Origin of the sequence: Streptomyces sp. NPDC093984 (assembly GCF_044764595.1) — a bacterium.
Taxonomy (GTDB): Bacteria; Actinomycetota; Actinomycetes; order Streptomycetales; family Streptomycetaceae; genus Streptomyces; species Streptomyces cynarae.
Genome location: NZ_JBIWIM010000005.1, coordinates 312,089 through 332,003 on the forward strand (window position 1 = coordinate 312,089; position 19,915 = coordinate 332,003).

Annotated in this window: 16 protein-coding genes, 1 tRNA gene and 2 pseudogenes; 11 read left to right on the forward strand and 8 right to left on the reverse strand. The window is 72.4% G+C overall.

The window, feature by feature from the left end; all coding sequences use genetic code 11:
• Positions 1 to 158 precede the first annotated feature (158 nt).
• The 6 genes from ACIRC0_RS20890 to ACIRC0_RS20915 all read left to right on the forward strand — a co-directional run bounded on the left by ACIRC0_RS20890 (position 159) and on the right by ACIRC0_RS20915 (position 5,756).
• Positions 159 to 1,310, forward strand: coding sequence for an NAD(P)/FAD-dependent oxidoreductase (locus ACIRC0_RS20890; RefSeq protein ID WP_403617620.1), 1,152 nt, complete (start codon positions 159 to 161; stop codon positions 1,308 to 1,310).
• On the forward strand, positions 1,307 to 1,606 hold the full coding sequence (locus tag ACIRC0_RS20895; RefSeq protein WP_403617621.1) for a (2Fe-2S)-binding protein: 300 nt from the start codon (positions 1,307 to 1,309) through the stop codon (positions 1,604 to 1,606). The genes ACIRC0_RS20890 and ACIRC0_RS20895 overlap by 4 nt, the downstream gene beginning before the upstream one ends.
• A complete protein-coding gene (locus ACIRC0_RS20900; RefSeq protein WP_403617622.1) occupies positions 1,596 to 3,002 on the forward strand; it encodes an FAD-dependent oxidoreductase in 1,407 nt (468 codons plus the stop codon). The genes ACIRC0_RS20895 and ACIRC0_RS20900 overlap by 11 nt, the downstream gene beginning before the upstream one ends.
• A gap of 33 nt (positions 3,003 to 3,035) precedes the next feature.
• Positions 3,036 to 3,932: a dihydrodipicolinate synthase family protein gene (locus ACIRC0_RS20905; RefSeq protein WP_403617623.1), complete on the forward strand. Its 897-nt coding sequence runs from the start codon at positions 3,036 to 3,038 to the stop codon at positions 3,930 to 3,932.
• A gap of 14 nt (positions 3,933 to 3,946) precedes the next feature.
• Positions 3,947 to 4,948: a proline racemase family protein gene (locus tag ACIRC0_RS20910; RefSeq protein ID WP_403617624.1), complete on the forward strand. Its 1,002-nt coding sequence runs from the start codon at positions 3,947 to 3,949 to the stop codon at positions 4,946 to 4,948.
• Positions 4,949 to 5,039: 91 nt separating this feature from the next.
• The gene (locus tag ACIRC0_RS20915) at positions 5,040 to 5,756 is read left to right on the forward strand and encodes a GntR family transcriptional regulator (protein WP_403617625.1); all 717 of its coding nucleotides are present in this window, start codon (positions 5,040 to 5,042) and stop codon (positions 5,754 to 5,756) included.
• 389 nt (positions 5,757 to 6,145) lie between these two features.
• Here ACIRC0_RS20915 and ACIRC0_RS20920 read toward each other — a convergent pair.
• A pseudogene (locus ACIRC0_RS20920) lies at positions 6,146 to 6,583 on the reverse strand (beta-galactosidase); the annotation flags it as partial.
• A gap of 179 nt (positions 6,584 to 6,762) precedes the next feature.
• On the opposite strand from ACIRC0_RS20920, the gene ACIRC0_RS20925 reads away from it, so the two are divergent.
• A complete protein-coding gene (locus ACIRC0_RS20925) occupies positions 6,763 to 8,166 on the forward strand; it encodes a glutamine synthetase (RefSeq protein WP_403617626.1) in 1,404 nt (467 codons plus the stop codon).
• A 108-nt stretch (positions 8,167 to 8,274) separates the two neighbouring features.
• Positions 8,275 to 9,483 carry an amidohydrolase family protein gene (locus ACIRC0_RS20930; protein WP_403617627.1) on the forward strand — a complete coding sequence of 403 codons (1,209 nt, stop codon included), beginning with the start codon at positions 8,275 to 8,277 and terminating at the stop codon, positions 9,481 to 9,483.
• 3 nt (positions 9,484 to 9,486) lie between these two features.
• Here ACIRC0_RS20930 and ACIRC0_RS20935 read toward each other — a convergent pair whose 3' ends face one another.
• Positions 9,487 to 10,128: a TetR/AcrR family transcriptional regulator gene (locus tag ACIRC0_RS20935; RefSeq protein WP_403617628.1), complete on the reverse strand. Its 642-nt coding sequence runs from the start codon at positions 10,126 to 10,128 to the stop codon at positions 9,487 to 9,489.
• Between the two features lie 83 nt (positions 10,129 to 10,211).
• Here ACIRC0_RS20935 and ACIRC0_RS20940 point away from each other — a divergent pair, with 83 nt between their 5' ends.
• On the forward strand, positions 10,212 to 11,714 hold the full coding sequence (locus ACIRC0_RS20940) for an FAD-dependent monooxygenase (protein ID WP_403617629.1): 1,503 nt from the start codon (positions 10,212 to 10,214) through the stop codon (positions 11,712 to 11,714).
• A 32-nt stretch (positions 11,715 to 11,746) separates the two neighbouring features.
• Here the strand turns inward: ACIRC0_RS20940 and ACIRC0_RS20945 are convergent, their stop codons facing one another.
• Complete coding sequence (locus ACIRC0_RS20945) at positions 11,747 to 12,865, reverse strand: PP2C family protein-serine/threonine phosphatase (RefSeq protein ID WP_403617630.1); 1,119 nt, start codon at positions 12,863 to 12,865, stop codon at positions 11,747 to 11,749.
• Positions 12,866 to 13,269: 404 nt separating this feature from the next.
• Between ACIRC0_RS20945 and ACIRC0_RS20950 the strand changes: the two genes are divergently transcribed.
• On the forward strand, positions 13,270 to 14,631 hold the full coding sequence (locus tag ACIRC0_RS20950) for a hypothetical protein (RefSeq protein WP_403617631.1): 1,362 nt from the start codon (positions 13,270 to 13,272) through the stop codon (positions 14,629 to 14,631).
• Positions 14,632 to 14,666: 35 nt separating this feature from the next.
• Here the strand turns inward: ACIRC0_RS20950 and ACIRC0_RS20955 are convergent.
• Together ACIRC0_RS20955 and ACIRC0_RS20960 are read right to left on the reverse strand one after the other, a co-directional pair.
• Positions 14,667 to 15,035: pseudogene (locus tag ACIRC0_RS20955) on the reverse strand (zinc ribbon domain-containing protein); the annotation flags it as partial.
• A 51-nt stretch (positions 15,036 to 15,086) separates the two neighbouring features.
• Positions 15,087 to 16,313: a cytochrome P450 gene (locus ACIRC0_RS20960; RefSeq protein ID WP_403617632.1), complete on the reverse strand. Its 1,227-nt coding sequence runs from the start codon at positions 16,311 to 16,313 to the stop codon at positions 15,087 to 15,089.
• A 136-nt stretch (positions 16,314 to 16,449) separates the two neighbouring features.
• Here ACIRC0_RS20960 and ACIRC0_RS20965 point away from each other — a divergent pair, with 136 nt between their 5' ends.
• Positions 16,450 to 17,682, forward strand: a complete 1,233-nt coding sequence (locus ACIRC0_RS20965; RefSeq protein WP_403617633.1) for an FAD-dependent oxidoreductase — start codon at positions 16,450 to 16,452, stop codon at positions 17,680 to 17,682.
• A gap of 130 nt (positions 17,683 to 17,812) precedes the next feature.
• Here ACIRC0_RS20965 and ACIRC0_RS20970 read toward each other — a convergent pair whose 3' ends face one another.
• From ACIRC0_RS20970 to ACIRC0_RS20980, 3 genes are all read right to left on the reverse strand, one after another.
• Positions 17,813 to 18,754, reverse strand: a complete 942-nt coding sequence (locus ACIRC0_RS20970; protein ID WP_403617634.1) for a hypothetical protein — start codon at positions 18,752 to 18,754, stop codon at positions 17,813 to 17,815.
• A gap of 52 nt (positions 18,755 to 18,806) precedes the next feature.
• Positions 18,807 to 18,880 (reverse strand) — tRNA-Pro (locus ACIRC0_RS20975).
• A 108-nt stretch (positions 18,881 to 18,988) separates the two neighbouring features.
• A complete protein-coding gene (locus ACIRC0_RS20980) occupies positions 18,989 to 19,903 on the reverse strand; it encodes a YceI family protein (RefSeq protein ID WP_403617635.1) in 915 nt (304 codons plus the stop codon).
• Positions 19,904 to 19,915: the final 12 nt, after the last annotated feature.

The following is a 19,915-nucleotide window of genomic DNA, read 5'->3' on the forward strand; positions in this document are numbered from 1 at the left end:
GCCCGCTGGTGCGGGCTCGATCGGGAGTCTTCAGCTTGAAGCGCGCTTCAAGTCAAGGGCGGTGGCGCGCCGGGGAGCGTCAGGAACGTGTGACGTCTGTGCGGCGGCGTCCGTCGCGCGTCTGGTCCCTCGTAGAGCCATGTGACATAGTACTGACCGTGAGTCAGCGACTGACCTGCGATGTCGTGGTCGTCGGCGCCGGGATGGTGGGCGCCGCCTGTGCGCTGTACGCCGCCCGCGGCGGTATGGACGTCGTCCTCGTGGACCGTGGCCCTGTGGCCGGCGGTACGACCGGCTCCGGCGAGGGCAATCTGCTCGTCTCCGACAAGGAACCGGGGCCCGAACTCGAACTCGCCCTGTACTCCCTGCGCTTGTGGAGAGAGCTGGCCGAGGAGCTGGGACCGGCGATCGAGTACGAACCCAAGGGCGGTGTCGTCGTCGCCTCGTCCCCCGAAGGGCTCACCGCCCTGGCGGACTTCGCGGCCGGGCAGCGGGCCGCAGGCGTCGAGGCGGAGGCCGTCGCCGTCGACCGGCTCCACGACCTGGAGCCGCACCTTGCTCCGGGCCTCGCGGGCGGCATGCTGTACCCGCAGGACTGCCAGGTGATGCCGACGCTGGCCGCCGCGCATCTCGTACGCGCGTCCGGTGCCCGCCTGCTGACCGGGTGGACCGTGACCGAGGTGCTGCGCACCCCGCAGGGAGCCGTGCGCGGGGTGCGCACGACCGGCGGGGACGTCCTCGCCCCGGCCGTGGTGAACGCCGCCGGTACGTGGGGCGGGGAGCTCGCCGCGCTGGCGGGAGTGCACCTGCCGCTCCTCCCCCGGCGCGGGTTCGTGCTCGTCACCGAGCCGTTGCCGCGCCGGGTGCGGCACAAGGTGTACGCCGCCGACTATGTCGCGGACGTGGCCAGCGACTCGGCGGCCCTGCAGACCTCGCCGGTCGTCGAGGGCACGGCCGCGGGACCCGTCCTGATCGGGGCGAGCCGTGAACGGGTGGGCTTCGACCGGTCGTTCTCCCTCCCGGTCCTGCGGGCGCTGGCGGCCGGCGCGATCCGGCTGTTCCCGTTCCTGGAGCGGGTACGGGCGATGCGGACCTATCTCGGCTTCCGGCCGTACCTGCCCGACCATCTGCCCGCCATCGGCCCGGACCACAGGGTGCCGGGCCTGCTGCACGCCTGCGGTCACGAGGGGGCCGGGATCGGACTCGCCACCGGGACCGGTCAGTTGATCGCGCGGGTGCTGAGCGGCAAGACACCGGAATGGGACCTCGGACCGTTCCGGCCGGAGCGTTTCGAGCGGGAGGCCGTGTGAATCCCCTGGAGTCGGCCCGCGCCCGGCCGGGCCCCGCCTTCACCGTGACCTTCGACGGCCGTGAGATCGAGGCGCTGCCCGGTCAGACGGTCGCGGCGGCGCTCTGGACGGCGGGCGTCACCTCCTGGCGCAACACCCGGCGCGAGGGCCGTCCACGCGGGGTCTTCTGCGGGATCGGTGTGTGCTTCGACTGCCTGGTGACCGTCAACGACCGGCCGAACCAGCGCGCTTGTCTGGTGCCGGTGCGGCCGGGCTATGTGATCCGTACGCAGGAGGGGACGGGGCATGCGGACTGACCTCGCGGTGATCGGCGCGGGCCCGGCGGGGCTCGCCGCGGCGCTCGCGGCCGGGGCGCGCGGCGTGCGCGTCACGCTCGTCGACGCGGCCCCCGAGGCGGGCGGCCAGTTCTACCGGCAGCCCGCCGCCGGACTCGGCGCGCGGCGGGCGCGGGCCCTGCACCATCAGTGGCGCACCTGGCTGCGGCTGCGCGAAGGACTCGACCGGCACCTCGCGGCCGGACACGTCAGCCACCTGGCGGATCACCATGTGTGGTGCGTGGAGAAGGAGTCGGAGGGGTTCACCGTGCACGCCCTGCTCGGGCCCGAGCAGGAGCGGCCGGTCGCCGTGCGGGCCCGCGCCGTGCTTCTGGCGACCGGCGGCTACGAGCGCGTGCTGCCCTTCCCCGGCTGGACGCTGCCCGGGGTCGTCACCGCGGGCGGCGCCCAGGCCATCCTCAAGGGCGGACTGGTGGTGCCGGGGCGCAGGGCGGTCGTGGCCGGGACCGGCCCGCTGCTGCTACCGGTCGCGACCGGGCTCGCGGCGGCGGGGGTGACGGTCGCCGCGCTCGTGGAGTCGGCCGACCCGAGGGCTTTCGTACGGTGCGCCGGGGCCCTGGCCGCCCAGCCCGGCAAGGCGGTGGAGGCGGCGGCGTACGCGGCCCGGCTGCTGCGGCACGGGGTGCGGATCCTCGCCCGGCACACCGTGGTCGAGGCGCAGGGCACCGACCGGCTGGAGGCGGTGACCGTCGCCGCGCTCGACGCCGGCGGACGGGTCCGGGCCGGTACCGCGCGCCGTGTCCCCTGCGACACCCTCGCCGTCGGGCACGGCATGCTCCCGCACACCGACCTCGCCGAGACCCTCGGCTGCCGCATCGACGGGACGAACGTCGCCGTCGACGACGAGCAGCGCACCGACGTCCCGGGCATCTGGGCGGCGGGCGAGGCCACCGGCATCGGCGGCGCGGCGCTCGCCCTCGCCGAGGGGCACATCGCCGGACGGTCCGTCGCCGCGCGGCTCGCCGGTGCCGTACCCGATCCGCGGGGGTGGGAGCGCGCCGCGCGGAGCCGGGCGGCGCTGCGCCGGTTCTTCGCGGGGCTCGACAACGCGTACGCGCCGCCTGCCCACTGGGCCGAGCAGGTCACCGACGACACCGTGGTGTGCCGTTGCGAGGAGGTGTGCGCCGGGAGCGTACGGGAGGCCGTCGCGGAGTTGGGCGCCGGTGATCTACGGACGGTGAAGCTGCTGACCCGGGCCGGAATGGGCTGGTGCCAGGGCCGGGTGTGCGGGCCTGGGGTCGCCGGGATCGCCGGGTGCGCGGAGACGGTGGCCCGGAGGCCGTTCGCGCGCCCGGTGCCGCTCGGGGTGCTGGCCGGGGAGCCCGGAGAGGACCGCCGGCAAGAGGAGCATCGGTAACATGTCACACGTCATCGAGATGGGGTATCGCGTATGACCGTCCCGGAGCACCGCCCCTGGCGCGGCGTTCTCGTCGCCACCGCCCTTCCGCTCACCGGCACACTCGCCGTCGACCACGCCAGGTTCGCCGAGCAGTGCTCCTGGCTGGTGGAGAACGGCTGCGACGGTGTCGTGCCGAACGGCTCGCTCGGCGAGTACCAGGTGCTCACCCCCGAGGAGCGCGCCCGGGTCGTGGAGACCGCGGTGTCCGCGATCGGCGGGGACCGGGTGATGCCCGGCGTCTCCGCGTACGGATCGGCGGAGGCCCGCCGCTGGGCCGAGCAGGCACGCGACGCGGGCTGCGCGTCGGTGATGCTGCTGCCGCCGAACGCCTACCGCGCCGACGAGCGGTCCGTGCTCGCCCACTACGAGGAGGTGGCGAAGGCCGGGCTGCCGGTGGTGGCGTACAACAACCCCGTCGACACCAAGGTCGACCTCGTCCCCGAACTGCTCGCCAAGCTGCACGGCGAGGGGTTCGTCCACGCGGTCAAGGAGTTCTCGGGCGATCCCCGCCGCGCCTACCGCCTCGCCGAACTCGCCCCGGAGCTCGACCTGTTGATCGGTGCGGACGACGTCCTGCTGGAGCTCGCGGTCGCCGGCGCCAAGGGCTGGGTGGCCGGTTATCCCAACGCCCTCCCGCGTGCCTCGGTGCAGTTGTACCGTGCCGCGGTCACGGGCGACCTCGACACCGCGCTGCCGCTGTACCGGCAGTTGCACCCGCTGCTGCGCTGGGACTCCCGCGTGGAGTTCGTGCAGGCGATCAAGTTGTCGATGGACGTCGTCGGCCGGTACGGCGGTCCCGTACGCCCGCCGCGCATGCCGCTGCCGCCCGAGCAGGAGGCCGCCGTGCGCGCCGCCACGGAGAAGGCCGTCGCGGCGGGGCTCGCGTAGGAGGGAGGCCGGTCATGCGCAGCAAACTCGTCCTGCACGCCGTCGACTCCCACACCGAGGGCATGCCCACCCGGGTGATCACCGGCGGCATCGGCGCCATCCCCGGCGCGACCATGAACGAGCGGCGCCTGTGGTTCCGTGAGCACCGCGACGACGTCAAGCAGTTGCTGATGAACGAGCCGCGCGGGCACGCGGCGATGAGCGGCGCGATCCTCCAGCCGCCCACCCGGTCCGACTGCGACTGGGGCGTCGTCTACATCGAGGTGTCCGGCTATCTGCCGATGTGCGGGCACGGCACGATCGGGGTGGCGACCGTGCTCGTGGAGACGGGCATGGTGGAGGTCGTCGAGCCGGTGACCACCATCCGGCTGGACACCCCGGCGGGCCTCGTCGTCGCCGAGGTCGCGGTCGAGGGCGGCGCGGCCAAGGCCGTCACCCTCAGGAACGTGCCGTCCTTCTGCGTGGGCCTCGACCGCAAGGCCACCCTGCCCGACGGGCGCACGGTGACCTACGACCTCGCGTACGGGGGCAACTTCTACGCGATCCTGCCGCTGGCGGAGTTCGGGCTGCCGTTCGACCGAGCCCGCAAGGACGACATCCTCGCGGCGGGGCTGGCGCTGATGGAGGCGATCAACGCCGAGGAGGAGCCCGTCCACCCCGAGGACCCCACGATCCGCGGCTGCCACCACGTCCACCTGTACGCACCGGGGGCCGGCGCCCGGCTGTCCCGGCACGCGATGGTCATCCACCCGGGCTGGTTCGACCGCTCCCCGTGCGGTACGGGTACCAGCGCGCGCATGGCGCAGCTGCACGCGCGCCGCGAACTTCCCCTGCACACCGAGTTCGTGAACGAGTCCTTCATCGGGACGCGGTTCACGGGGCGCCTGCTCGGGACCACGGAGGTCGCCGGCCGTCCCGCGGTGCTGCCCAGCTTCACCGGGCGGGCGTGGGTGACGGGCACGGCACAGTACCTTCTGGACCCGGAGGACCCGTTCCCGGCGGGGTTCGTGCTGTAGTCGCCTGCCGCAGCCGCCCGGTACGGGAACGCCGGAGCACTGGGACACTGGTGCCGCGTGACATTGCACCCTTCGAGGAGACGGAAACACCATGGCCGCCCCGCGCCCCAGCGCGCCCTCCCCCGCTCCCGCCCTGCCCACGCTCGGCGGCAAGAAGAGCAGTTACCGCGAGCGGGTCGCCGACGCCCTGCGGGCCGCGCTGATCGCGGGCGAGCTGCGCCCCGGCGAGGTGTACTCCGCGCCGACGCTCGCCGCCCGCTTCGGCGTCTCGGCGACCCCGGTGCGCGAGGCCATGCTCGACCTGGTCAAGGAGGGACTGGTCGACACCGTCCCCAACAAGGGCTTCCGGGTCACGGAGGTCTCCGAGAAGCAGCTCGACGAATACACCCACATCCGCTCCCTGATCGAGATCCCGACCACCGTGGCGCTGGCCCGGACGGCCGACCGGGTCTCGCTGGAGGCCCTGCGCCCGGCCGCCCGGGAGATCGTCACCGCGGCGGCGACCGGGGACCTCATCGCCTACGTCGAGGCCGACACCCGCTTCCACCTCGGCCTGCTGGCCCTCGCCGGCAACGCGCACCTCGTCGAGGTGGTCGGTGACCTGCGCAAGCGGTCGCGTCTGTACGGGCTGACCGCGCTCGTCGAGGCCGGCCGGCTGCTCGCCTCCGCCCAGGAGCACCTCGAACTCCTCGACGCCCTGCTGGAACGGGACGAGGACGCCGTACGGACGGTGATGACCCGTCACATCGGACATGTCCGCGGCCTGTGGGCGGCCCACGGCCGGGACCAGGACCGAGCGCGCGACTGACGACGTCCGCGCGGCCCCGGTCCGAGTCGGCGGCTCACCGTTCGGTGGCAGATCCCGAACGGTGGCCGTGTCCGGCGTCAGCGGCGTGTCGTAGCCGCATCCCACATCAGCGGCGTGTCGTCGAAGACCACAGCGATCCTGATCCTTGTCCCGGCCGCGATCGTCCCCGGAAGCGTCACGCTGCCCTTCTGGTTCTGGTCGAAGGAGACCGGGCCGAGGTCGGTGACCCTTCCGTCGGGCGCGAACACGTAGACGTGGCCCGTCGTGTTCGCGTGCAGGGCGTTGCCCGCGGGGTCCGGCGCCGCCGCATCCAGCGACAGGGCCGCCTTCGCCGCGACCCGGTTCGCCGGGATCAGGCTCTTCGACCGCTCGGCCTTCGTCAGGTCCCCGGCAGCCGGAGCCTGCTGAACCAGCCGCCACTCCTGCTTGCTGGGCGTCGAGTAGACCATCGTGATGTCGGCGTCCGGCTCGATCCCGGCCACCAGCGGACCGGCCTTGTCGAAGTCGGCGCCCAGACGCGCCAGTTCGGCATACGTACGGCCGGGCTGGCCGCTGCGGGGCAGGACACCGCCCCAGTACGTCTCGGCGCCGAAGCGCAGGGTCTGCCACTGCCAGTACTCGATCAGCCGCGCGCCGCGCGCCACGTGTGCCCAGGCGGCCTGCCGCCACTGGCCGTCGTAGGCGGGCCGGTTGTCCCAGGCGAACCCGATCGGGCCCGCGTTGGTCTCGGTGACCAGGAACGGCTCCTGGCGTCAGGAGAACATCCAGTCCGCGGTCCGGTACATCGCCCACACGCCGGTGGTCTTCCAGATCTGCTCGTGGTCGTCCACGGCCACCCGGCCGCGACGCAGGGCGGCGGCCGCTCTCCCGTGCAGATGCGACACCCTTGGCACCGACAGCGCCTGACCTGCTCCGGACCGCCCTTGTGCGCGATCCTGGCCGGGTACACCGCCCACGCGACCAGTGGTGCGCAGGCGCTGGGCCGCCGACTCGCCTAGGAGGACGCATGACCACCCTTGCCGACCCCGTCCCCGGCGGGCGCCCGGGTGATGTCGAGCGGGCCACCGCGCTGGAGGTGGAGCTGTCGGCGCGGGGCGTGCACGGCGTCGTCCTGGCGTACGTCGACACCGCGGGCATCGGCCGGGTGAAGACCGTCCCGACGGCCCGGCTCGCATGGGCGACCGCCTGGGGGGTGGGAATGTCCCCGGTGTTCGACACCTTCCTGGCGAACGACTCCATCGTCTCCACCGACGTGCTGGGCTCGCCGGACGGTGATCTCCGCCTGTATCCCGACCTGGACCACCTGGTGGTGCTGTCCGGACAGCCGGGCTGGGCCTGGGCTCCGGTCGACCGGATCACCCAGGAGGGTGAACGGCACCCGGCGTGCAGCCGCAGCTTCCTGCGCCGTATCGTCACCGACGCGGCCCGTGACCACGGCATCACGTTCAAGGCGGCCATCGAGGTCGAATGGGCCATCGGGCAGGGGGCCGCTCCGGGGGACGCCTTCGTCCCCGCGACATCCGGCCCTGCCTACGGCGCCACCCGGCAGGTCGAACTGAGCGACTACGCAGTCGAGTTGCTGGCGGCGTTCGCGGCGCAGGGCGTGGAGGTCGACCAGATCCACCCCGAGTACGCGCCCGGGCAGTTCGAGATCTCGGTCGGCGCGCTCGACCCGGTGGCCGCCGCCGACCGGAGCGTGCTGGTACGGCAGACCATCCGGGCGGTGTCCCAGCGTCATGGACTCAAGGTCTCCTTCTCACCGGCGGTCTCGGCGGAAGGCGTCGGCAACGGCGGGCACGTCCATCTCTCCGCCTGGCGTGACGGGGCGAATCTGCACGCACACGGCGACCGCCGCTACGGCATGACCTCCGCGGCGGAGTCGTTCGCCGCGGGCCTGCTCGCCCACATGCCGGCCCTCACGGCGGTGACCGCACCGAGTCCGGCGAGCTATCTGCGCCTCAAACCCTCGCAGTGGGCCGGCGTCTTCAGCGTCTGGGGTCACGAGACCCGCGAATCCGCGGTGCGCGTCATCACCGGCACGGCGGGCATGCGCAGTCGGGCGGCGAATCTGGAGGTGAAACCGGTCGACCTGGCCGCCAACCCGTATCTGGCGCTCGGATGCCTCATCGCCTCCGGCCTCGACGGCCTGGAGTCGTCCTCACCACTGCCCGAGGAGATCACCGGAGATCCCGCACGGTTCACCGCCGAGGAGGCGGCGGCCCGGGGCGTGCGCCGGCTGCCGACGTCACTGGAGGAGTCCGTCGGGAACTTCCGCGAGGACGAACTGCTTCGCACCGCATTGGGGCCGGTCCTGGCGGACGCCGTGATCGCCGTACGCCTCGGGGAGATCGCCGCGGTGGCCGGGCTCGACGACGAGCTCGTGGCAGCGGCGTACCGGTGGAAGTACTGAGAGTACTGAGAGTACTGAGAAGTGCCGAGAACCACCGGGAACTGCTGAACGACCGAGCAGAGGCGCGACAGCGGATCCCCGCCGACCACCCCAGGAGGCCGCCCAGCCGTGAGCAGCTCACCCGCACCCGCCACCGGGCCGGTCCACGAGGCCGTCGCCGGTCTGCCCCTCGTCGATCACCACTGTCATGGCGTCCTCACCGCCGATCCGAGCCCGGAGACGTTCCACTCGTTGATCACCGAAGGCGGCGTGTGGCCCGGGAGCGGCATCACCCCCTTCGACAGCCCCGTCGGCGTGGCCGTCCGCCGCCACTGTGCTCCCCTGCTGGACCTGCCGCGGCACGCTCCCGCCAAGGAGTACCTGGCACGGCGGGCCGAGTTGGGCTGGCGCGAGGTGAACCGCAGGTTCATCGCCGCTGCGGGGACGGACGTGTTCTGCGTCGACACCGGCTACACGCCGCACCGCCTCACGACACCCGCGGAGCTCGCGGGCGCCGCGGGTCGTCCGGCGGCAGCCGCGTACGAAGTCGTACGCCTGGAGACCGTCGCCGAGGCGGTGGCGGCCGAGGGAGTGGAGCCGGACGAGTACGCCTCGGCGTTCGTCGCCGCCACGCGGAACGCCGTGGACGAGCGGCGCGCGGTGGCGGTGAAGTCCGTCGCCGCCTATCGCACCGGATTCGACCTGGATCCCAGCCGGCCTTCGGACGCGGACGTCACCGAGGCGGCACGGCGCTGGCTGGCCCCGGCAGGAACCGGCGGCAAGGCTGCCGGAGCCGAGAAGGAAACCCGCACTCCTCCCCGCCTGAACGATCCCGTCCTCGTACGGCATCTGCTCTGGACGGCGGTGGACCTCGGGCTGCCCCTTCAACTGCACACCGGATTCGGGGACAACGACATCAGGATGCACCGGGTCGACCCCACCCATCTGACCGACTGGCTGCACCGCACCTCCGGCACGATCGCCGTGCTGCTGCTGCACTGCTGGCCCTACCAGCGTCAGGCTGCCTACCTGGCCACGGTCTTCGAGCAGGTGTACCTCGACGTCGGGCTCACCCTGCACCACGTCGGTCCCGTCCGCGCCCGGGCGATTCTTGAGGAGGCCCTCGAGATCACCCCGTTCCGCAAACTCCTCTACAGCTCCGACGCCTACGGGATCCCCGAGTTCTACCAGCTCGGCGCGCTGGCCTTCCGCAGGGGCCTGGCAGAGTTGCTCCAGGACCGGGTGGACGCCGACGAACTGAGCCTGCCCGACGCACGGCGGATCGCCGCGTGGACGGGCCGCGACAACGCCTGCCGCGTGTACGGGCTGCCCCGCTGAGATTCACTGCCGCGGGGTCAGCTGCCGCAATCCGTTCTCCAGCAGCGCGAACGCGTGTTCGGCGTCAGCCACCGCACCCGCGTAGCGCTCGTCGGCCGGCTCACCGTACGCCAGGCGTTCGGCGTTGTCCTGCGCCAGCGCCCAGTGGACGGCGACGATCTGAACGGCAGCCAGCCGCGCGGTGAGTTCCGGAGTCTTGGCCGTTTCCCGCAATGCCTCGGCGAGTGCGCGTTCGGCGCCGGTCTTGAACCGTTCCATCCGGGCCACCAGCGAGGGCGCGTCGAGGATCATCCGGAGCAGCCTGCGCACCTCGGGATGGTCGTTGAGCCCGGTGAACGGGTCCCGCTCGCGCAGCCCCCTGAGGAAGTTCTCGCGCACTGCGGTCAGCGGGGCGGTGCCGGGCGGGCGGGTCCGCACGACGCGGGCGATTTCGGTCTCGTGGTCGGCGAGGCGGTGCACCACGAGGTCCTCCTTCGCCGGGAAGTAGGCGAAGAGCGTGCGTTTGGACACCTCGGCGGCCTCGGCCACCTGGGCCACCGAGACCTGGTTGAAGCCGTGTTCGAGGAACAGCGTGATCGCCGCCTCGGAGATCGCCGCGCGGGTCCGCTGCTTCTTTCGTTCCCGTAGTCCTGGCTTGCCGTCCACGACGCCCACGGTATCAGAGTTTTGCACTGAGAGGATTTCTGCACCTGGTATACATATAGCCCGAGGCGAGAAAGCGAGAGGGAGTGACGGTGTTGACGGAGCGCACGACCGAGGTCGTCATCGCGGGCGCCGGCCCGACCGGACTGATGCTGGCGTACGAACTGGCCCTGGCCGGGGTCGAGACCCTGGTGCTGGAGAAGCTGCACCAGCGCATCCAGCAGGTGAAGGGCGGCGGGATCCAGCCCCGTACCGCCGAACTGCTTCAGTCGCGCGGGCTGCTGGAGCCGCTGCTGCGGCGGACCACGCCGCGTGATCCGGTGGGCGGGCACTTCGCGGCCCTGCCCGTGCCCCTGGACTGCACCCCCTGGCGGACCAGGCACCCCTTCCCGCTCGCGATCCCGCAGTGGGAGATCGAGGAAGTGCTCGAAGAGCGGGCGATCGCCGTCGGCGCGCGGGTCGTGCGCGGCACCGCCGTCTCAGGGATCGAGTCGGACGACGACGGTGTGGTCGTGACGGCGGACGGTCTCACGGTGCGGGCCCACTACCTGGCGGCGTGCGACGGCGCCCACAGCACGGTGCGGAAACTGCTCGGGCTGCCGTTTCCCGGCAGGCCCGGGACGCATCAGGCGGTGGTGGCCGACATCCGCCTGTCCGCCGTGTCGCCGCTGGTGCCGCGGCAGATGGGCCATATGAGCAGCCTGACCCGTCACGCGGGCGGCTACTGGGCCATGCTGGTCCCTCTCGGCGGCGACCGGTATCGGCTCACCTTCGGGCGCGGGGACCGGACGGACACCACCGGCGACCTCCCCGTCCCCCACGAGGAGATCACCGCCGCGCTGCACGACGTGTACGGCCCTGAGACCACCCTCGGTGCCGTGGACAACGCGTCCCGGTTCACCGACGCCACTCGGCAACTGGAGCACTACCGCGCGGGCCGGGTCCTGTTCGCGGGCGACGCCGCCCACATCCACCCGCCGCTGGGCGGCCAGGGTCTCAACCTCGGCATACAGGACGCGTTCAACCTCGGCTGGAAACTGGCCGCGGCCGTCCAGGACCGGGCGCCGGGCGGCCTCCTGGACAGCTACCACGCCGAACGGCATCCGGTCGGAGCCCAGGTCCTGCATCACACGTCGGCGCAGCGGGTGCTGGCAGATCCGAACCCGAGCGAGGACGTGGCCGCGCTGCGCGACATCTTCATCGACCTGCTGCGCCTGCCCGACGCCAACCGCCACCTCGCGGGACTGATGTCCGGCCTCTCACTGCGCTACGAACTGCCCGGCGAGCATCCGCTCACCGGACAGCGCATGCCGGACGCCGACCTGGTCACCGAGGCCGGCCCCACCCGGCTGTCGACGCTGTTCGGCTCCGGGCACGCCGTCCTGCTCGATCTGGCCGGAGCCGTCCCGGCCGACACCGCGCTCCCGCCACGGGTCGACCTCGTCCGCGCCACCTGCACCGACGACCTGGGCGCCGCTGCCCTGCTCATCCGCCCCGACGGCTACGTGTGCTGGGCCGCGGACAGCTCCGCGGCGGGCGACGATTCGCTGCTCACCACCATCGCCGGCCACCTTGCGAAGGCGCACTGAGCCGGGTGCCCACGGCCTGACCGCACTCGCCCTCACGCGGAGGGCTCCCGGGCTGGGGTGTGCCGGCAGCGCACGGCGAGGGCCGCGATGTCGTCGTCGAGCCTTCCGCCGCTGTAGTGGAGCAGGTCCTGGTGGAGCCGGTCCAGCAGTTCGCGGGGCGGCGTCGGGCCCTGCTGCCGCATCCACTCCGGCAGCGGGAAGAACGTGCCGGTGCGATCCCGGGTCTCCGTGACGCCGTCGGTGTAGAGCAGCATCTGGTCGCCCGAGGCGAAGGCGATGGTGTCGACGTAGTAGTGGTTTCCGAGGAGCGTCGCGAGGTTGAGGGGTGGCGAGGGGAGGCTGGGTTCGAGGATCTGGATCTCCCCGTCCCGCACCAGCACCGGTGGCGGGTGCCCGCAGTTGAGGATTCGGGCGTGCCCGCTGCCGTGAAGGATCTCGGCGATGAGAGCGGTGGCGAAGTGCTCCGGACGGTCCTGGGCGTGTGTCGCGGCGCTGTAGCGGGCCAGACTGATCTCCAGGCGACGGATGATGCCCATCAGGTCGGGCTGGTCGTACGCGTTCTCCCGGAAGCAGTTGATCACCGCGGAGGCCGCCCCCACCGCCGACAGCCCCTTGCCCCGCACGTCGCCGATGAGCAGCCGGACCCCGTACGGCGTGTCGACCGCCTCGTAGAAGTCACCTCCGATCCGGGCCTGCTCCTGGGCGGCCAGATACAGCGACTCGATCTCGACGTGCTGGATGCAGCGCGGCAGCGGGCGCAGCAGCACCTTCTGGGCTGCATCGGCGACGAGCCGGATCTGGAAGAGCGCCTCTTCTCGCTGAAGCCTGAGGTGGCTCGCATACGCGGCCGCCAACGTGACCGCGACGATCGCGGCAGCCGTGTACGGCGTCCCCAGATCGGAGTAGACGAAACTGAGCCCGATCATCACCAGCAGGCAGAACGCCCCCAGCAGGACCGTCGCGAGCACGGGCCACATCGCGGCGGCGAGCGCGGGTGCCGCGGGCAGGAGGCGGCTGAAGGCGATCTGCCTCGGAGTGGCGAACGCCAGACTGGCGACGAGGACGGTGAGGATCACCGGTGACAGCAGTACGGTGTCCCGCCGGCCACCGTACGGAGGGCGGCGGCGCCGGAGCCGTCCTGACCTGATCACAAAATGCATCTTATCGGGGTGAAGCGGACACCGAGCCGCGTTGGGCGCCAGTCGATCAGCCGCATCGAATCCCGTACTGCGGCCCGACACGCCCCTCCGCTGAACCCTGCCTGCGCCCGTCGCCCGGTGCTCCGCCCGGCTCGGGGACGCTCCCCGCCGCTCGCCGGGCATCCGGACGCTCAGCGTGTCGTCAAGGTGACGCGCTGCAAGCCGGGGCAGCGACCAACTCGAGCAAGAGAAGGCGACCGCGCCGACGCCCGGGCTTGATTCCTTCGCGCACCGCTGCCAGGCTCCCAACCCGGGCCGGATGTGGATCTCGGTGACCGTGTGGCTTCTGCCCGCGGTTCCCCCGACCGCCTCAGGCCTCCGAGGAACAGGACCCGACAGCGACTCAGCGAGTGACCGTGACGACCGACAACGACGAGCTGACTCCGCGTTCTGCGGGCCGGATGCGGACAACTCCCTCGCCGGGGCTGACGGTCGTCGGGCAGTTCCGGCCGCACGCGGCCGTATGGACGGCCGTGGCAGGCATCGCACTGTTCGCGCTGGTCGGCGCGAGCGCGCCGAACCACAACACACTCAGGGCGCCGATCACCTGGCTCCGGTTGCCCGCCATGCCCGGCGCCGTGTCCGCGGCGGTCACCTACGCGGCCATCGTGCTGTCGTGTCTCGGGACGCTCGGCCTTCTCCGCGCGCACGGGCGGGGCTGGAGGCCACAGCCACGGCTCCTGTTCCGCGCCGGTGCACTCGCCGTGCTCGTCGTCGCCAACCTCACCCCGGTCGGCTCCTCCGACATGGCCAGTTACGCGGCGTACGGCCGTATCGCCGCGCTCGGCGCCGATCCCTATGTGACGACCCCCGCCCAATTGGGTGGCACCTACGCCCATCTGGTGAGCGAGGGGTGGCGGTACACCCCGTCCGTGTACGGGCCGGTGGCAACGTGGTGGCAGGCCGCTGGGGCGTTCGTCGGCGGTGACCGGCCGTGGCTGACGATATGGGCGCTGATGCTCGCCAACGCCGCCGCGTTCCTGGGCACCGGCTACCTGCTGATCCGCACGGCCGACGATCCGGTCCGGGCCGGACTGCTGTGGATCGCCAACCCGCTCCTGATCGGCGTGCTGGTGGCGGGCGGCCACCTGGACACCATCATCGCGTGTCTGACCGTCTGCGCGATCCACTTCGTCCGCAGGGCCACCCGATGGCACCACGACCTGATCGTCGGGGGGCTGGTCGGCCTGGCCTGCGGTGTCAAGATAAGTGCCGCCCTGCTCGGCGTCGGACTGGCCTGGCCGTTGCTGCGTGCAGGCTCCTGGCAACGGGCTGCCCGGCTGACGTGCGCGGCCGCGCTGGTGCCGGCCGTCCTCTACAGCGCGTACGGCGTGCACGCCCTGGCCCCGCTCTCCGCCGCCTCCCAACTGGTCTCCACACCGTCGTTGTGGGCGGTGTTCGAGAAGTTCGGCGCCTGGTTCCTGGGCCCTCGCGGGGCAACGACCGCCACCGGTGTCCTGTGGCCCCTCGTGATGCTCGCGCTGGCGTGGGCACTGCACCGCCGCGTCCCGGCGGACGCTCCCGCCGTCGTCGCCGTACCGTTCGCGCTCACCTTCGCCTGGGTGCTCGCTGCACCGTGGACGATGCCCTGGTACACGGCTGTCGCCTGGGCATCGGCGGCCTTGCTCCGCCAGGGCCGCCTCACCCGGTACCTCGTGGTGACCACCGCGCTCCTGGCCCTGTCCCACAACAGCGGCGGTCACGGCTGGACACTTTGACATCCTCCCCTCCCTGAAGGGAGGGGATTCCCGGCTCAGGCTGCCTCCGGGAGCAGCGCTCCCGGGGGTCCTACGCCCTCAGCACCAGCCGGGTTGAGAGCAGCCCGGACCAGCATCACGCGCGCGGAGTTCTTGTCCCTGGGGGACACGGCTCCGCACGCGGTGCAGGTGTAGGTACGTTCCGAGAGAGGAAGTGCGTGCTTGGTTCTCGCTCCGCACGACGCGCAGTCCATGGTGGTGTGCGCGGGATGCACGAGACGGATGTCCCGTCCGTGCTTGCGGCCCATCACGATCAGGGCCGTCTTGGTGGCGCCGATCGCCGCGTCGGCGGCTTTGCGGGCCATGGTGGTCTTGGCGAGGAACTTCGGTTTGAAGTCCTCGACGGCGATGGCGTCGTGGTCGCGGGAGTTCGCCTCAGAGGTGCCGCGCCGACCGTCAGCCGCAGCCCCGTGTGGTCATCGCGGTGAACCGGGCCTGAACGTGACGGGCAGGCGCTCGGGGCCGCGCAGGCCGCCCGGCCTCCATCGCAGCTCGCCCGGTGGCACGGCCAGGGCGAGACCGGGAAGGCGGCGCAGGGCGGTTCCGATGGCGACCTGGCCCTCCAACCGGGCCAGCGGCGCGCCCAGGCAGTAGTGGATGCCGTGCCCGAACGCGAGGTGCGCGTTGTCGCGACGGGTGATGTCCAGGCGATCGGGGTCCGGGAACCGCGCCGGATCGCGGTCGGCGATGGCGGAGGCCACCAGCACGGTGGCGCCGCGCGGGATCGTCACGCCCGCGATCTCTACGTCCTCCCGCGCGAAACGGGCGATGCCGGGGTTGACCGGTCCGTCGTAGCGCAGGAACTCCTCGATCGCGTCCGGCAGCAGCGCCGGATCGTCCCGCAGCAGCTGGAGCTGGTCCGGATGGGCGAGCAGTGCGGCGATGCCGCTCCCGATCAGGTTGACCGTGGTGATGTATCCGGCCACCAGCAGCAGGAACGCCATGGCGATCAGCTCGTCCTCGTCCAGCCGCTGCTCCTCGTCACGAGCGGTGATCAGAGCGCTGAGCAGGTCGTCCCCGGCGTTGGCACGCTTGGCCTCCAGAAGCTTGGTCAGGTACGCGCGCATCTGCTGCCAGGCAGCGTCGACCACGGCAGGATCCGGCGGCTCGGGTCCCCTGAGGATCATGTCGTCGGTCCACCGCTGGAAGTCGTACCGGTCCGTCGTGGGCACCCCGAGCAGTTCGCTGATCACGGTGACCGGAAGCGGCAGCGCGAAGTCCGCGACGAGGTCCGCGCGGCCTTCCGGCACGATCGCGTCGAGCAGCCCGTCGGTGACGGCCTGGACGCGGGGCCGCAGCTCGGCCACCCGACGTGCGGTGAACGCCTTCGAGACCAGCCTGCGCAGGCGGGTGTGGTCGGGCGGATCCGCCCGGAGCATGTTGCGCAGCATGGACTCGCGCTCCGTCGCGGGCAGCTGGTTCAGGAGCCGGGGGTCCGACGCGTCGCGGACGTCGCTGCTCAGCCGCGGGTCGGAGAGCGCGGCGAGGCCGTCCTCGTACCGCGTGACCAGCCAGGCCTCCAGGCCGCCGGCGATGACCGCCCGCCGCACCGGGCCCTCCTCGCGCAGCTGCCGGTAGAACGGGAAGGGGTTTGCCAGGAAGGCCGGGTCGGCATAGGGAAGGAGGATCGGCTGCTCGCTCATCGTGGTCTCCCGAAGTGCGTCGAAGTGCTGCACAGAACGTCTGGGGTGGCCACGGACTGTGTGGCGGATTCAGCACGTTTTGAAGATATATGTCCCAGTATGGTGAGGCTGTCGTTCACACCGAGGGGGAGACACGATGGAGCGGACCACGTGCTGTGTGGTGGGTGGCGGCCCCGCCGGAATGGTCCTCGCCCTGCTGCTGGCCCGGTCCGGCGTGGACGTCACCGTCCTGGAGAAGCACGGCGACTTCCTGCGCGACTTCCGCGGTGACACCGTGCATCCCTCGACCCTGGCCCTGCTGGACGAGCTGGGCCTCGCCGAGCGTTTCGCCCGTCTGCCGCAACGGCGGATGACGACCGTTCAGCTGCCGATCGGCCGGGACCGTTCACTGGTCACCGTCGGAGACATCGGCGCGCTGCGGGGCGCGTACAACTACATCGCCATGGTGCCGCAGTGGGACCTGCTCGACCTCCTGGCGGACGAGGCCCGACGGGAGCCGTCCTTCTCCCTGCGGATGAACACCGAGGCGACGTCCTTCCTGGTGGACCACGGAAGGGTCACGGGGGTGCGGTACCGCACGTCCGAGGGCCGTACCGGTGAGCTGCGGGCCACCCTCACCGTCGCCTGCGACGGCCGGGGCTCGCTGGCCAGGGCACTGCCCGAACTGCGGCTGCGGCAGTTCCCCTGCCCCATGGACGCCTGGTGGTTCCGGCTGCCGCGGCGGCAGGACGACCCGCACGGGCTCGTGGGAGGCGTCGGCGACCGGTTCCTCACGGCCATGATCGACCGTGGGGACTACTGGCAGTGCGCCGTGCTGATCCCCAAGGGATCCGACGGCCGGCGCCGTGCGGCGGGCGTGGAGCGGTTCACGGCCGACTTCACGGCCGCCGTACCCTGGCTCGCCGACCGCGTGCACACGCTGCGGTCGTGGGACCAGGTGAAGCTGCTCGACGTACGCCTCGACCACCTCAGGCGCTGGCACCGCCCGGGTCTGCTGTGCATCGGCGACGCGGCGCACGCGATGTCGCCGGTCTTCGGCATCGGCATCAACCTGGCCGTGGAGGACGCCGTGGCCGCCGCGCGGCACCTCGTCGAGCCGCTGCGCGCGGGCACGGTCGGCCTGCGTGACGTACGGGCCGTGCAGCGCCGCCGCCGGCCCACCACGGCCGCGACCCAGGCGCTGCAGCGGGCCGCCCATGCCCGGGTCATCGAACCGCTGCTCGCGGGCCGCCCGCCCTTCGGCAACCCCGGGCGAGCCCAGCGTATGGCCGACCTGCTCACCGCCTCGCGGTGGCTGAATCGGGTGCCGGCGTACTTCCTCGCCTACGGCGCCGTACGCGAGCGGCCGCCGGCTGCGGCGGTTCGCTGAGGGCGGTTCGTCCTCCGTCGCAGCGCAGGGGCACCGCCGGCTCCCGCACGAGCGAGTCGCCGGGTGGGCGAAGGGCACTGCGCCGGGGGGCGGTGTCAGCGCCCGTGATCCCGTTCGCCGGCGGGACCGGTCAGGGCTGGTTCGGGTCGCCGGCGGGACCGGTCAGGGCTGTTCCGGGGCGGTGGATGCCGCGCGGGCGGTAGCCGAGGAGGTCTGCGAGGCCGAGCAGATCGGCGAGCAGCCAGACGATGGCGAACCACATCTCGGTGCCTTGGAGCCCCGGGTCCCGGCCGGGGCCGCTGCCGTCGGGCGTGGGGCCGAAACCGAAGCCCTGCCCTGGCCGCCAGCGCGTGAGTGCGGCGGCCAGCTGCGTCGCCGCCCAGGCACGCGTCTCCTCGCCGCGGTGGTCGGTCTGCCGGCCGCAGAGCCACAGGGGGTGGACGACGTCCAGGACGTTGCAGGCGTTCTCCCGGCCGGGGGCGAAGAACCGCCGGTCGCGGGCGTGGTCGAGGACGGTGTCGATGACCCGCTCGGCGTACGGCACCGGCAGGCCGAACTGGGCGAAGGAGCCGCGGGTGAGCCGGTAGTAGCCGTTGACCATCTGCAGGCGCCCGCTGTCCGGGGTGGGTGAGCCCCACATGCCGGTCCACGCGTCGACGTGGGTGTGCAGCCAGCCGAAGAGCGCCTCCACCGCCCCGGGCGCGGCCGGTCCGGCCGACGGCTGCGCCTGCCCGTACTCGGGGACCAGACCGCTGGCGGCGTCCTGCAGGGCCCGCAACCGTGCCACGTGCTCTGCCGCGGGCAGTTGCGGCGGAGCCCCGTCGAGGAGGAGGTCGGCGATCTCCACCGCGTCGCAGAACGCCCGCACCGTGGGCCGGGCGCCGGGCCGGTCGACGTACCGGCCGTCCTCCGGCCAGCAGCGGGCCAGCAGATCGGCCGCCTGCGCACGAGCCGTCTCGGCGAACGCCGTCCGCCCCCGCGGTGTGCTGCTCGCCGCACTGTGGCAGGAGGCGATCGCCGCCCACGACGCCCGAGTCGGCGCGGGGCTGCCGGGCCGCTCCCCATCACGCACCAGGGGCCCTCCGAAGAGAGCCCCTGACCTGCGGAAACGTCCGACATCGCTGTCGGGACGACAGGATTTGAACCTGCGACCCCTTGACCCCCAGTCAAGTGCGCTACCAAGCTGCGCCACGTCCCGTCGCGCTCCCGCGTGTTCCGCGGGTGCGCGCAGGCAAACCCTACCGCACTGGTCTGAGGGGCCCTCATCCGGCCGCCCGCGCCGGCTGCCGACCGCCCGCGGCGCGCCCTACTCCGGCGGCGTGGGCGTGTCGTGGGTGCGGTACATCGCCTGGACGTCCAGCTCCAGTTGCACCGTCGGGCCCACCACCGCGATGCCCCGGGCCAGCATGGACCGCCAGTTCAACGTGAAGTCTTCGCGGTGCAGCTCCGCCTTGGCCAGGGCCGCGCAGCGCAGCTCCTCGCCGTAGCCGCCGTTCACCATGCCGAGGTACGTCGTGTCCAGGGCGACCGAGCGGCTCACGCCGTGCATCGTGAGGGAACCCTGCAGGGTCCACTTGCTGCCGCCCCGGTATGCGAAGCGTGTGCTGGCGAAGTCGATGTACGGGAAGCGCTCGACGTCCAGGAAGTCGGCGGACCGCAGATGGTTGTCGCGGGTGTTGTTGCCGGTGTTGATGCTGGAGGCGTCGATCCGGACGTGGACGCGGGACTGCGTCATGTCCTGGGCGATCTGGATGCCGCCCTCGAAGCGTTCGAAGCGGCCGTGGACGTTGGCCATGCCGACGTGCTTGGCGATGAAGCGAATCGCCGTGTGCGGCGGGTCGAAGAGCCAGGCGCCCGGCATCGGCAGCTGCTGGGCCTCGGCCGGCTGCAGCCAGATGCGCTCGGTGCGCGCCGCCGTGCCGGCCACGATCTCGACGGTCTCTCGGTGCGGCCTGAGGCCCTCCGCCGCGACCAGCAGGCTGTAGTGGCCGGGCGGCAGCGCGGCGAGGAAGAAGCCGTACGGGTCGGTCGTGCCACGGGCCGCGACGCGGTGCGTGTCCAGGGCGGTGACGGTGACGTCCGCGGCCGCCATCGGCGAGCCCATCGGGTCGACGATCTCGCGTGCGACGGCGCCCGCGCCGGGCGGGAGGGGGAGCGAGAGGCCCGCCGCCTCGGCTGAGGCGCCCCGGGGCCGCCGACGCCGGAGGAGTGCGAGGGCCATGATGTTCACCTT

Excerpts from the sequence above, each read along its gene's own strand:
- ACIRC0_RS20900 (WP_403617622.1), top strand. The coding sequence starts at position 1,596 with ATGCGGACTGACCTCGCGGTGATCGGCGCGGGCCCGGCGGGGCTCGCC.
- ACIRC0_RS20925 (WP_403617626.1), top strand. The coding sequence starts at position 6,763 with ATGACCACCCTTGCCGACCCCGTCCCCGGCGGGCGCCCGGGTGATGTC.
- ACIRC0_RS20915 (WP_403617625.1), top strand. The coding sequence starts at position 5,040 with ATGGCCGCCCCGCGCCCCAGCGCGCCCTCCCCCGCTCCCGCCCTGCCC.
- ACIRC0_RS20910 (WP_403617624.1), top strand. The coding sequence starts at position 3,947 with ATGCGCAGCAAACTCGTCCTGCACGCCGTCGACTCCCACACCGAGGGC.
- ACIRC0_RS20905 (WP_403617623.1), top strand. The coding sequence starts at position 3,036 with ATGACCGTCCCGGAGCACCGCCCCTGGCGCGGCGTTCTCGTCGCCACC.
- ACIRC0_RS20965 (WP_403617633.1), top strand. The coding sequence starts at position 16,450 with ATGGAGCGGACCACGTGCTGTGTGGTGGGTGGCGGCCCCGCCGGAATG.
- ACIRC0_RS20980 (WP_403617635.1), bottom strand. The coding sequence starts at position 19,903 with ATGGCCCTCGCACTCCTCCGGCGTCGGCGGCCCCGGGGCGCCTCAGCC.
- ACIRC0_RS20960 (WP_403617632.1), bottom strand. The coding sequence starts at position 16,313 with ATGAGCGAGCAGCCGATCCTCCTTCCCTATGCCGACCCGGCCTTCCTG.